The sequence below is a fragment of the Methylobacterium sp. 37f genome (assembly GCF_023093475.1).
Classification (GTDB): Bacteria; Pseudomonadota; Alphaproteobacteria; order Rhizobiales; family Beijerinckiaceae; genus Methylobacterium.
In genome coordinates, this window is the sequence record NZ_JAGHKN010000013.1 from 42619 (window position 1) to 55219 (window position 12601).

General features: G+C 67.3%; 12 protein-coding genes. 3 read left to right on the forward strand and 9 right to left on the reverse strand.

From position 1 onward, the window contains the following. Positions 1–5: 5 nt before the first annotated feature. The gene (gene argS / locus J7U37_RS11050; protein WP_247635739.1) at positions 6–1754 is read right to left on the reverse strand and encodes an arginine--tRNA ligase; all 1749 of its coding nucleotides are present in this window, start codon (positions 1752–1754) and stop codon (positions 6–8) included. 355 nt (positions 1755–2109) lie between these two features. Here argS and J7U37_RS11055 point away from each other — a divergent pair, with 355 nt between their 5' ends. Together J7U37_RS11055 and J7U37_RS11060 are read left to right on the forward strand one after the other, a co-directional pair. Further along, on the forward strand, positions 2110–2736 hold the full coding sequence (locus tag J7U37_RS11055) for a transglutaminase-like cysteine peptidase (protein WP_247635740.1): 627 nt from the start codon (positions 2110–2112) through the stop codon (positions 2734–2736). A gap of 252 nt (positions 2737–2988) precedes the next feature. Continuing rightward, complete coding sequence (locus tag J7U37_RS11060; protein WP_247635741.1) at positions 2989–3675, forward strand: transglutaminase-like cysteine peptidase; 687 nt, start codon at positions 2989–2991, stop codon at positions 3673–3675. Positions 3676–3802: 127 nt separating this feature from the next. On the opposite strand, the gene J7U37_RS11065 is transcribed toward J7U37_RS11060, so the two are convergent. The 8 genes from J7U37_RS11065 to J7U37_RS11100 form a co-directional block, all read right to left on the reverse strand. Continuing rightward, positions 3803–4132: a hypothetical protein gene (locus J7U37_RS11065; protein WP_056185226.1), complete on the reverse strand. Its 330-nt coding sequence runs from the start codon at positions 4130–4132 to the stop codon at positions 3803–3805. Between the two features lie 144 nt (positions 4133–4276). After that, positions 4277–4489, reverse strand: a complete 213-nt coding sequence (locus tag J7U37_RS11070) for a DUF3126 family protein (protein ID WP_055950709.1) — start codon at positions 4487–4489, stop codon at positions 4277–4279. A gap of 160 nt (positions 4490–4649) precedes the next feature. Continuing rightward, entirely contained in the window at positions 4650–5507 is an 858-nt protein-coding gene (gene cysE / locus J7U37_RS11075; protein ID WP_056487482.1) for a serine O-acetyltransferase, read from the reverse strand. 239 nt (positions 5508–5746) lie between these two features. Continuing rightward, positions 5747–6637: a helix-turn-helix transcriptional regulator gene (locus tag J7U37_RS11080; RefSeq protein WP_056486931.1), complete on the reverse strand. Its 891-nt coding sequence runs from the start codon at positions 6635–6637 to the stop codon at positions 5747–5749. A 460-nt stretch (positions 6638–7097) separates the two neighbouring features. Then, entirely contained in the window at positions 7098–7958 is an 861-nt protein-coding gene (locus tag J7U37_RS11085) for a lytic transglycosylase domain-containing protein (protein WP_244478419.1), read from the reverse strand. A 255-nt stretch (positions 7959–8213) separates the two neighbouring features. After that, positions 8214–9059: an HAD family hydrolase gene (locus tag J7U37_RS11090; protein WP_247635742.1), complete on the reverse strand. Its 846-nt coding sequence runs from the start codon at positions 9057–9059 to the stop codon at positions 8214–8216. A gap of 21 nt (positions 9060–9080) precedes the next feature. After that, positions 9081–9635: a gluconokinase gene (locus J7U37_RS11095; RefSeq protein ID WP_247635743.1), complete on the reverse strand. Its 555-nt coding sequence runs from the start codon at positions 9633–9635 to the stop codon at positions 9081–9083. A gap of 88 nt (positions 9636–9723) precedes the next feature. Next, complete coding sequence (locus J7U37_RS11100) at positions 9724–11004, reverse strand: alpha/beta hydrolase (RefSeq protein WP_247635744.1); 1281 nt, start codon at positions 11002–11004, stop codon at positions 9724–9726. Positions 11005–11244: 240 nt separating this feature from the next. Here J7U37_RS11100 and J7U37_RS11105 point away from each other — a divergent pair, with 240 nt between their 5' ends. Further along, complete coding sequence (locus J7U37_RS11105; protein ID WP_247635745.1) at positions 11245–12426, forward strand: polysaccharide biosynthesis/export family protein; 1182 nt, start codon at positions 11245–11247, stop codon at positions 12424–12426. The last annotated feature ends 175 nt before the right edge of the window (positions 12427–12601 follow it).

The window sequence follows — 12601 nt, forward strand, 5'->3', positions numbered from 1 at the left end:
TCACCTCACCGCATTTCGTCCGGCGCGGTGACGCCCAACACCGCGAGGCCGGAGGCAACAACGCCCCGCAACGCCTCAACGAGGGCCAATCGAGCCCGTGTGGAGTTTCGGTCGTCAGGATTAATAAACCGTAATTGCGGCAAGTCTTTGCCTTTGTTCCATAAACCGTGCAGCGACGAGGCGAGTTCGTAGAGGTAGAACGCCACGCGATGCGGTTCATGGGCCCCGGCCGCTGCCTCGATGACGCGCGGGTATTGTGCGATCAGACGCATGATCTCGACTTCGCCCGGATCGGTGAGGCGGGAGAGGTCGGCCTCCCCCAGCAGCCCGGCTCGTGAAAAATCTTCGCCCGGCATCGCCTGCGCGGCCTGGCGGAACACCGAGACGCAGCGCGCATGGGCGTACTGCACGTAGAAGACCGGGTTCTCCTTCGACTGCTCGACGACTTTGGCGAGGTCGAAATCGAGGGTGGCGTCGTTCTTCCGATACAGCATCATGAAGCGCACCGGATCGCGGCCGACCTCGTCGACCACCTCCCGCAGGGTGATGAACTCGCCGGCCCGCTTCGACATCTTCACGGGCTCGCCCGCGCGCAGCAGGCGCACCAGCTGGCACAGCTTCACGTCGAGGGTGGCACGGCCGTCGCTCACCGCCTTCACGGCCGCCTGCATGCGCTTGACGTAGCCGCCGTGGTCGGCGCCGAGCACGTCGATGAGGTCGGTGGCGCCGCGGGCGATCTTGGTGCGGTGATAGGCGATGTCGGAGGCGAAGTAGGTGAAGGAGCCGTCCGACTTCAGCAGGGGCCGGTCGACGTCGTCGCCGAAATCCACCGTGCGGAACAGGGTCTGCTCGCGATCCTCCCAATCCTCAGGCAACTGACCCTTGGGCGGCGGCAGGCGGCCCTCGTAGACGAGACCCTTGGCCCGCAGCTCCGCCAGAAGGACGGGCACCTCCTCTTTGAGGGTGGCCTCGGAGAAGAACACGTCATGGTGGATGCCGAGCCGGGCAAGGTCGGCACGGATCAGCTCCATCATCGCCGCGATGGCGAAAGCCCGCACTGTGGGCAGCCATTCGGCTTCGGACTGGTCGAGGAGGGCGCGTCCGTACGTTTCGGCGAGCTTGGCCCCCACCGGCACGAGGTAGTCGCCTGGATAGAGTCCCTCCGGGACCGGGCCGACCGGTTCGCCCAGCGCCTCGCGGTAGCGCAGGAAGGCGGAGCGGGCGAGCACGTCCACCTGCGCGCCGGCATCGTTGATGTAATATTCGCGCGTCACGTCACGGCCGGCCGCCACCAGGAGGTTGGCCAGCGCGTCGCCGAACACCGCGCCACGTCCATGGCCGACATGCATCGGGCCGGTGGGGTTGGCCGAGACGTACTCGATGTTGACCTTGCCGCCCGGCATGGTGCCGCGCCCGTAGGCCTCGTTCTCCGTGAGGGCCGCCCGGACGACATCGTGGAAGGTGTTCGGGGCCAGCCGTAGGTTGATGAAGCCGGGGCCGGCGACGGTCGCCTCCGTGACATCAGGATCGGACCGCAAGGCGAGCGCCAGAGTTTCGCCGAGCGCCTTCGGATTGGTCTTCGCCTCCTTGGCCAGCACCAGGGCGGCGTTGGTGGCGAGGTCCCCGTGACTCGCGTCGCGCGGCGGTTCCACCACCACGCGCGACAGGTCCAGGCCCTCGGGCAGGTGCCCCGACTGGATGAGGCCCTGCACGGCCGCGCGGACGCGGACCTCGAAGGTGGCGAAGATATTCATGGCGACGTTCGGATCCGCTTCAGGGGCTCGGAGCCTGGTTCCGGCCCCGCGAGGCGCATGCATGCCCCACCGGGGCATAAGGCCCGCTTGCTTGAGGGTCGGGGCATAGCAAGGGCATCACCGGGTGTCACGGCGCGGCTGCCCCGCAGGCTGCGCGACAGTGCTGGGTCCGGTTACGGTTACGGATTCCTTGGGGCGAACGCAGTGTTTCACGGTATCGCCGATACGGTGCGTTCGGCCTGACACGCGAGCGCCGCGTTTGCGGCCGCGAATCGATAAAATTGCACGCATCCACTTCAGCGCCGGACAGGTCCCGGGGCGGCACCATGGCGGTGTTGGACTTGAGGACGGCGCCATGGGCAGGACGAAGACGATCGCGCTGGCACTTCTCGCGGCTTTCGCCGCGACGACGGTGAGTGCCGTCGGTGCCCAGACCCTGGCTGCGCTCCCCGCCCCCTCCCCCTCTGCCCAGACCCTGAGCGCGGCCAAGCCCCTCGCGGCCTGGGCCGCCTTCTGCCAGCGCTACGCCTCCGAATGCGCGATCGACGCGAACGAGCCGAACCGCATCAGTCTCACTCCAGCCACCTGGGCCACCATCGCCGCGGTGAACCGCCGGGTGAACAAGTCTCTGCAGGCCGTGACCGACATGGAGCACTGGGGTGTGCAGGACCGCTGGGATCTCGCCGAGGATGGCGCGGGCGACTGTGAGGACTATCAGCTCCTCAAGCGCAAGCTCCTGGCCGAGGCAGGCCTGCCGCGCCGGGCCATGCGGATGACCGTGGTCATCGACGAGAAGGGCGAAGGGCATGCCGTGCTGGCTCTGGTCACCGATCGCGGCGATTTCATCCTCGACAATAAGACCAGCGAGATCCTGGCCTGGCATCGGACCGGCTACGTCTTCATCAAGCGCGAGTCAGCCGATGCGGTGGCATGGGTTTCGCTTGGCGGGGTGACCTCGCCCGTCACGACGGCAAACCGCTGAGATCTGGGCTTTCCGATGTGAAGCCCGAGATCCAAGATCGGACCTGCGATCCAAGATCGTGGAAAGATGGCTGCATCGGCGAAGGCCCAGTGGAGGCCACCCGAGCCTGCCGACATCACGCCGAGTCCTTGCCGGATTGTACGGAACCAACCCAGAAGCATCCGTGTTAATTCGGGTTTAACTTTTCGATTGAGGCCGGCTCGTTCCCGTGCAAACCTTGTCGCTCCACCAAGGGATGGCGGGGCGACCGGCATGCGGCACGCGATACTGCGAAGCGTCGAGGGACAGCCGCAAGAGCGCTGTGGCGTCGTGTGGCGACGCCTTGCCCGCATGGTGCAGTTCGGTCTCGTCGGCACCATCCTGCTGCTCGGTGGTGCCAGTACCGAAGCCCAGACCGTCGCGGCCCTGCCCGATGCCTCTGCCCTCGAAGAAGGCGCTCCCGCCCGACCCGTCGCGGCCTGGACCGCTCTCTGCGGTCGGATGCCCAGCGAGTGCGCCGTCGACACGACACAACCGACCACCATCACCATGACGCCGCGCATCCGCGATCTGCTCAACCGGGTCAATCGGCGGGTGAACGCCCGGATCAAGCCGATCACCGACCTCGCCCATTGGGGTGTGGTCGACCGCTGGGACTATCCCGATGACGGTTTCGGCGATTGCGAGGATTATCAGCTTCTCAAGCGGCGGATGCTGGTGGAGCGTGGGTTGCCGCGTCGGGCCCTGCGGATGACCGTGGTGATCGATGAGATCGGCGAGGGGCACGCGGTCCTCATGGTCCGGACGGATCGGGGCGACTTGATCCTCGACAACAAGACCAATGCGGTCCTGTCCGGCCCGCGCACCGGTTACACCTTCATCAAGCGCGAGGGCCAGGATGGCCTTGCCTGGGTCACCCTGAACGGCGGCGCGTCGCCCGTGGCTACCGCCAACCGCTGACGGCGCGGCCTCAGCGCTCGACGCAAAAAAGGCCGCTCGCTCGAGCGGCCTTTTTGTTGAGAAGACCTGTGTTTACTCGAAAATCCTGAGAGCTCGGATGAAGGACCGCTTCCGGGATGCCCGGCGATCAGACGCCGGCGATCAGGTGGGCGAGATCGAGGGCGATGCGGCCTGACATCAGGCTCCAGCCGCAGGCGATCATCGTGGCGATCATCACGAAGGGGATTGGCCGGCGTTCCAGACGACGGCCCCGCACGGTGTTGCGCAGAATGATGAAGGGGGCACCGAAGGCCAGCATCGGCAGGGCCGCAACGGCCGTGACGCCGCCGCGCTCGAGCAGACTGAAGCTCGCGCGGCGCTCGGTGAAGAGTTCGAAAGCGCTGGCGAGCAGGCCCGATAGGGCGAGTCCGACGCAGAGGGTCTGAAGAGATTCGAGGGCTGAGGGACTCAGGGTCATGACGCGAACGCTCCACCATCGAGAGTCGATGTAGCGCGCATTGTGCCGCGTCGTTTACGAAACGTTAAGGGTTTCCTGCCGTCAGGGTTAAATCCGCTCACAGGCTGGTGCGCGCCGAAGCGCCCGCCGGCAGGAATGCAGGCCTCAATCCTCGAGGTCGATGTCGAGGATCGCCATGGCGAAATTGAACGAGCGGTCCCCGTCCTCGTCGTCCACCGAGACCACGCCCAGGAACTCCTCGCCGATATAGACCTCGGCCGAATCGTCTTTCTTCGGACGGGGAACGAGGCGGATGTTGGTGTTGGCGAAGGTCCGGCGGAGGTAATCCTGCACCTTCACAATGTCGGTCTTGTTCACGCTGGTCGCCTCTCGCAGTGAGATTTCGAGAATCCGGGCGGTGTGACGGCGCGCGGCGGCCTGCAAGACCAGCCGGTCGCGGCCTTCGGCCGGGCTGGCCCCCGCTTGCCATGCCGCCGGGGGATGGGCAAGCCGCCGCAATCGCGGGCCGGCTTTGCCGTCAGATGCCGTCCGCCATGTGGATGAACTGGTCCATGGCGACGAGCTGGTCCATGGCCCGGGAGGGTTCGGCGCAACCGGCGGTGCCGACAACGCGAGCGGGGACACCGACCACGGTGGTGTTGGCGGGCACTGCGCGAAGCACCACCGAGCCGGCGGCGATCCGGGCGCAGGCACCCACCTCGATGTTGCCCAGAATCTTGGCGCCCGCGCCGATCATCACGCCGTGACGGATCTTGGGGTGACGATCGCTGCCCTGCTTGCCGGTCCCACCGAGGGTGACGGCGTGCAGGATCGAGACGTCGTCCTCGATCACTGCCGTGGAGCCCACCACGAGGCCTGTGGCGTGGTCGAGGAAGATGCCACGGCCGATCCGGGCCTGCGGGTGGATGTCGGTCTGGAACACCTCCGAGGACCGGCTCTGGAGATAGAGCGCAAGGTCGCGCCGGCCGGCCGTCCAGTACCAGTGAGCCAGGCGATGGGCCTGGATGGCGTGGAAACCCTTGAAGTACAGAACCGGCTCGATCGCGCGGCTGGTGGCCGGGTCCCGATCCAGCACGGCTGCGATGTCGGCGCGAAAATCCTGGCCGAGGCTGGGCTCGGCGGTGATCGCCTCGAAGAAGCCGTGGGCGATGAGCTCGGCCGGCAGGGAGGCGTGCCCGAGCCGCGCCGCGACGCGGTGCGCCACCGCGCCCTCCAGCGAGGTGTGGTTGAGGACGGTCGCCACGATGAACGAAGCGAGTTGCGGCGCCTCGCGAACGATCGCCTCGGCCTCGCCGCGCAGGCGCGCCCAGATCGGATCGCAGACAGCGAGCGGCTCGGTGCCCCTCTGGGAGGTGGGTGATGGGCTGGCGGACATCGGGTCCTCCTCTGGACCGGTCTCGTCGAGGCGGATCGGAGCGCACCGCGCGCAGGCTTTCAGGAGTTGGCGCTGCATGGCCGGCAGACCGTGCTCCCGTTCCAGGCGCTCCGGGAACGTTTTTGCAGTCATCCGTGGGGCCGGCAGACGAAACCGGCCTCTGACAAGCTCATCCTAGCTTGGGGTGCCCGGCACAGCCGATCAAGTCCACCCGCTTTCTCATAGCAGGAGGCGACTCGTCAGGCGCTGCGCCGGTGATCCAGATTACCGAACCGGGCCTCGATCGCTTCGGCTAGGCGATCCACCATCACGTCGACGGGCACATCGGAGGTGTCCACCACGGATGAAGCGCGGGCATAGAGGGGCTCGCGACTGGCCAGCACGGCGCGCAGTTCCTGCATCGCCGAAGGGTGATCGCCGGTGGTGGTGAGTTCGCCCTGGTCGCGCACCCGCTGCATGTGCTCCTCCGGGCGCGCCCTCAGCCAGATGGTGAAGAAGGCCTGGAGCAGCAGATCGTAGGTCAGAGGTTCGGCGACGATGCCGCCGCTGGTCGCGAGGACGAGGGGGCCGGGGTGCTCGGTGAGCCTGCGCAAGGCGGCCTGCTCGAGGCGGCGATAGCCCTCCTGCCCGTAGATCGCGAAGATCTCCTTCACCGAGAGCGCGTTCTCGCGCTCGATCTCGGCATTGAGTTCGACGAAGGTCCATCCCAGTCGATCGGCGACCCGGCGGCCAAGGGTCGACTTGCCCGCCCCCCGGAGACCGATCACGGCGACGCGTGGCTGCGGCGCGTCGCCGCTGGACGAAGATTGGCCCGACAGGATGCCCTTGGCGAGAGCGATCTGCTCGGGCGAAGCATTGCCCAGAAGGTCGCGGATTACGTGCCAGTCCGGCAGCGTCTCCTGCCCGGCGATCAGGTCGTCGAGGCGCACGCCCATCGCGTTGGCGACCCGGCGCAGCAGAATGATCGAGACGTTGCCCTGGCCGCTCTCCAACTGAGCGATGTAGCGCTCCGACAGCCCGGAGGTCTGAGAGAGAAGCTTGCGCGACAGGCCACGCACCGTCCGGGCATGACGAACCCGCCGGCCCAGGTCGGCCAGGAAGGTCGATTCTTGTTCTACCGCCCCGGCCATGCCGTCGTCCGCTTCCTCGATTCACGCTTCGGACCTTCATCCGAGCGCAGATTGCCACAACACGATGTTGATTTCGAAACGCTTATCCGCGGATCGGGAACGATCACGCGACAAACGGGCGCTTTGAAGACATCAACCCCAACAACCGGATGCGTGTCTCCCGTGGAGCGATCCTGTCTCCCGTGGAGCACAATCCTGGGATGCCGATCGGATCCGACCAAGCTGACGGAACCGCACCACTTCGCATTGCACCATGTGAGGCGAGCCGTGCTCCGGCGCAAGCGGTCAGCGGTCAAGGAGCCGTTGGAAACGTCGATAATCCGCTCGGGAACCACTCAGCGGAAGCGCACCCCGTCCAGATGGGCGCAAGGCCGGGACGGGAAGGGATTGGCCAGTCTCGCAGAGACCGAGACGCGGATCGAACCGAAAAAGGCCCGACAGGGAGGCCTTGCGGGACGACTTACTGTGCGGCGACCGGCAGCGCCGAGGCCTCGAGCACCGTTCCGGCCACGGGTACCTTCTTGGCCACCACGACCGTCCGGCCGACCGAGGCCAGGGCGAGCGCCGAGGGACGACGAGGCGGCAGCGGCACCTCAATGGCCTCGCTGAAGGCGGCCTCCACCTGTGCTCCGGCCTGGGTCATCCCCGGCGCGATGCCGGGATGAGGGCTGATGGCAGCGGCGGGGCTTGCGGAGGAGATGGACGGGGCGGCTTCGGCTGGTGCGAGGGCGGCGACATCGAGCCCGGCGAGTGAGGCCGGACGGCGCGGCGGCAGCGGCACCTCGACGAGGTCGGTCGGAATCCCGTTCGCGATCGGGCTCGGCGCATAGGCTAATGCGGTGTTGGCAGCGATGATGGCCGGTTTGTCGGCGCGCGCGAAGGCGTTTCCGAAGGCCTCGCCGGATTTCGGCGCCTCGACCTCGTCGGGAACGTTGGTCTCGATCCCGAGGCGCTTAGCGGCGTAATAGTACCCGCGATTGTAGAAGCCGTAGGCGCGGGCGATATCGCCCTTGGCGGCGCGGTAGGCGCCGGCCAAGTAGGCGATGCCATAGCGCAGGTTCACCCGGGGGTCGAACAGGCCGGCCGCGTCGCCCTGGTATCCGAGCCCGCGCGCGGTGGCATGCTTGATCTGCATGAGGCCAAGAGCGCTGCCGCCCTTGGCGTTCGGGTTGTAGTTGCTCTCGCGCTTCACGACCTGATGGACGAAGCTGGATGGGAGCCCCTGGGCCTTGGCCTGCTCCTCGATCAGCGCATCGATGTTGTCGCGGGCGACCGACCCCTGCGCAGCCGCCTCGCCGGGCGCGAAGAGCCGGCACGGCATGGCGACCGCGGCGACGGCGAGGATCAGGAAGCGCTGGTTCATACGGAGACCCGGATGTCCTTGTTCTTGGACGGTCAGGGTCCGGGCCAATTGAGGCCGGAAAGCGGCCTCCAAGGGGTGAGCGTAGCCGTTTCCCCATGTGCTGTGGCGCACGCGACACAGGCTCACGCTCGGTTGGCTGAGTGTGTCCGAATTGATTCTCCAATGTTGCCAATGATCTCGTGGATCTGTTCGGTCGTTGGCTTGCGTTTGAGATCAGCACGGCAAAATAAAATCGGCGATCGCCTTTGCGAAGCCATCGGCGTCGTTGGTGGCCGTCACGGCACTGGCCGCGGCTTGGACCGAAGGCGATGCGTTGCCCATCGCCACCGAGAATCCGCTGCGCCTGAACATCGGCACATCATTGCCGGCATCCCCCAGGGTCGCGATCCGGGCTGGATCGAGGCCGAGATGGCGGCTCATGGCCTCGACGAAGGCTGCCTTGCCGGAACCCGGCGGGGTTACGTCGAGGTAGTAGGCCTGCGAGCGGTGGACGTCGGCGCGTCCGGCCAGCGCCTTGGCGATCTCGGTCTCGCAAGCCTCCAGGTGGGCCGCGTCCGCGCTGACGCCGACGATCTTGGCGGCGTGGTCGAGGAGGGGCACGAGATCCGCGACCACGTTCGGCTCGGTCCGGAGTGTTCGGCGCTCGAGGTCCGTGTACGGGCCGTGCGGGTTGGTGAGGTTCCAGGCTCCGTGCGCGAACACCCAGGTGTCGAGGCCGGCGGCCGCGAAACGTCGTGCCGCGTCCTGGGCTGCCTCAGCGGGGATCAGCGTTTCCGACAGGATGGTCAGGTCGGGAGCGACCAGGGTGCTGCCGTTGAAGGCCCCCATCGGCAGGGTCAGGCCGAGCTCCGCCACCAGGGATCGCAACCCCACCGGTGGCCGGCTCGACGCGATCGTGAAGCCGATGCCCGCGGCTGTCAGCCGGCGCACGGCCGCGCGGGTCGCCGGTGTCAGGCGCTTGTCGGAGGTGACGAGCGTGCCGTCCACATCCGAGATGACCAGGGCGATCGCGGCGGGAGGCGCGTCGACAGAGGAGGGCGCGTCGGAGGAAGCAGGCATGGCAAGGCTCGGGCTGAGATTTCAGGAGGACTGACCGCCCTCCCCCAAGTCCAGACGGGCCAGGATCGTTGCCACGACGGCCTCGGGGGCCGCGTCGATGCCCACTGCCGTCGCGTTCTCCTCCGGTCCCGGCGGCTCCAGGATCGCGAACTGGGTATCGAGCAGGGCCGGCGGCATGAAGTGCCCCTGCCGTTGCGCGAGACGCCGTTCGATCAGGGCTCGATCGCCCTCCAGATAGATGATCTGCACCTCGTCGCGATCGCGAACCAGGATGTCGCGATAGGCGCGGCGCAGGGCCGAGCAGACTACGATTCCGGGTGTGCGCTGTTGTATCTGGGTATCGATCCAGGCTCCGATCGCGGCGAGCCAGGGGGCGCGGTCATCGTCGTCGAGGGGGTGGCCGGCCCGCATCTTGGCCACGTGCTCGGGGCTGTGGAAACCGTCGCCATCGACGAAGGCCCAGCCGAGGCGCTCGGCGAGGCAGGCTGCCACCGTGCTCTTGCCCGAGCCGGAGACGCCCATCACCAAGAGGATTTTGGGATGTCGGGTCTGTGGCGGAGCCTGATGAGACGCCATCGCGTATCCTTACTGTCCTGACGAAACCGCCTCTTAGCAGGCTCTGGCGCGATTGCGCGGGCCGGGGGCGGGCTGCTTTCGCGGTGCGTCAGGATGCAATCGCGACGGGGCAGAGCCCGGGCTGGACCGGGCTCAGCACGCGCTCGCGCAGGCGCTGCGGGCCGAGCGTCATGGCGAAGAAGTCGTAATAGCCGCGCTGGTCGTTGGCGAGCAGGAACTGGAAGTGCATTCGGAACGGGCGCCAGCGCACCTTCCGGTAGGTTTCGGCGCTGATGATCTCGCGGAATCGCGCAGACCGCACCAGGGGATTGGTTGCGAGGCGACCACGTAGGTCGAGATCGAGATGAGTCACCGGATTGAAGCCCGGAAAGTTCATCCAGTCCTGGGGGGCCTGGAAGTCGGCCCAGACCAGGCGCTGCGAGGTGACGAGACTCGTGATCTCGTCGCGCAGGCGCTGCGCCCGGCGCTGCATCGCCACGAGAGGGAGCCCGGAGCCGAGGGTCACGAGGGCCAGTGTCGTGGACCCCGTGCCAAGTCGCCCGTTGCGGGCGAGGACCCTGGCCGCAACCTCGACGGCGGTCATGGCTCCCGAGGAATGGCCGAGGATCAGGATTTCGTCGGGCTCGTCCCCTGCTACCAGCCCGGCGCAGCGCGCCAGGATATGGTCGGTGAACGCGTCCAGGCGCTGCTCGTAATCCGGTCTCCAGCCCTGGCCATGCTGCCAGTTGAAGACCCAGTCGTTCAGGAGCTGCCAGAAGTAGATCCTGTTGAGGAACGCTTCCATCGCCTTGATCCACGCGAGGGCGATGAGAAGCCCCGCCGGCATGGTGATCCAGAGCGGCCATCCGAGGCTGTGTCCGAAGGCCGTCCCCAGATGGGCATGCACGAAGGTTGCGATGGCAAGCGTGCACAAAGCAAGGATGAGAACCATCACCAGGGGATAGAGAATGACGTTCCCGTATTTCCAGTTCAGGCGGTAGAATCGGATCATCAGACCGGATGCAAGGGTCTGGAGCGTGCCCATCAGCAGGAGGGCGACGCTGAGGGGGCGCCGCCGCCCGAAGTCCGTCCGGACGAGATCGTCCCAGAGCAGCACGTCGTAGGTGGTCTCAGCCCCCTGTGTCTCGGGCTGCGCCGCCACCCGCCAGCTCTGCACCGTCCCGTCCGCACTGAGGGTTGCGCGCGAGATCGCGCGCTTGGGCTCGGCGAAGCGCTTGGTGTAACGAGCCAGTTCCCGGACGAACAGCATCCTGTAGCGGCTGCTGCCCTCCGGGTCGTATCCCGGGACATAGAAGATATGTCGTCGCTTGACCGGCCCTGCGACCGCATCCGCTAGGCCGGGAGGCGTATAGTCAAACGGCGATGCCATAGCGTCCGATGGGCCAGGAATTCAGGTTTCGCAAATCGATCCTGCGCCTTGAGGTGAGAACGTATATTGCCTTGTCCTTTCAAATGTTGCTCGTCGCACGATTTGTTTGGGATAGGCGTGGGTAGCGGGGATGAGAAGCTGGGTCCGGGCGCTCGCCGTTGGACTGTGACCCCTCCGCCACGGACAGAACCTCGGCGATGGTCTAGGCAGCCTGTGAGAGAAACCGACAGGCGATCCTGCATGCGCGCACTGCCTCTGGCCCTCTGCACCGCCCTGGGCACTGCCCTGGCGGTGTCGGGCTGCTCGTCGATGCTACCGGCCGCCGGTCCGACGACGGGTGCGGTGGTGGACGGGGCCGACATCGCCACGAGCGAGGGGACCTTCGCGCGCTACGAGATCGTCGACCTGTCGGCGGCCACCATCGAAGCCCTGCGCGGACGCGCCCTCGACAGCCTGCTGGCCTCGTTCGGCGACCGGCGCCCCTCGCTCGAACCCGTGATCGGGGTCGGCGACTACGTGGCCGTGTCGGTGTGGGAGGCGGGCTCGGGCGGCCTGTTCTCCGGGCCCCTGGTGGCCGACCGCTTCTCGGCCGGTTCCAAGTCGGCCCTCATCCCCGAGCAGGTGGTGCCGCGCGACGGGGCCATCAGCGTGCCCTATGCCGGGCGCATCCAGGTGGCCGGGCGCCGGCCCCAGGACGTGCAGGCCTTGATCGAGACCGAACTGGCCGGCAAGGCGATCCAGCCCCAGGTGCTGGTCTCGGTGACCAAGGCGGTGTCGCAGACGGTGACGGTGACGGGCGAGGTCGTGGCCGGCGCCCGCGTGCCGCTCTCGGGCAAGGGCGACCGCCTGCTCGACGTGGTCGCCACCGCCGGCGGGGTGCGCGCGCCGGTCAACGAGACCTTCGTGCGCCTCTCACGCGGACCGCAGACCGCCACGGTGCCGCTGACCACGGTGGTGTCGAACCCGGCCGAGAACATCTTCCTGCGCCCGGGCGACACCCTGACCCTGGTGCGCGACCCCCAGACCTTCCTGGCGGTGGGCGCGCTGGGCAACGCCTCCGAGATCCCGTTCCAGGCCGAGGGCATCACCCTGGCCCAGGCCCTGGCCAAGGCGCGCGGCCTGTCCGACTTCCAGGCCGATCCGTCGGGCACCTTCATCTTCCGCTTCGAGCCGGCCGCGGTGGTGCGCCGCCTCAAGCCGGGCAGCCCGCTGCTGGGCACGCCCCTGGTGCCGGTGGTCTACCGCATCAACATGCGCGACCCCAACAGCCTGTTCCTGACCCAGGCCTTCCGCATGCGCAATCGCGATCTCGTCTACGTCTCCAACGCCCCCTTCACCGAGGTCCAGAAGGTCCTCTCCGTCTTCTCCACCGTCACCGCGCCGGTCTCGGCCGGCGCTTCCCTCTACGCGACCACCCGGTAAGGTGGCGCTGCGGGCATCTGGCATCGCCGCCTGACGCCCGCGCCGAAGCTCCCTCTTGCGTTCTCGTGCAGCATCGCGCACGGGTCGCACAGGCCCGGTCGATGCCGGAAGGCAACGGGTCGTGGACCCGGTGCACGCCGAACCTTGGCGGCAGGCCGATCCACCTCTATCTTTC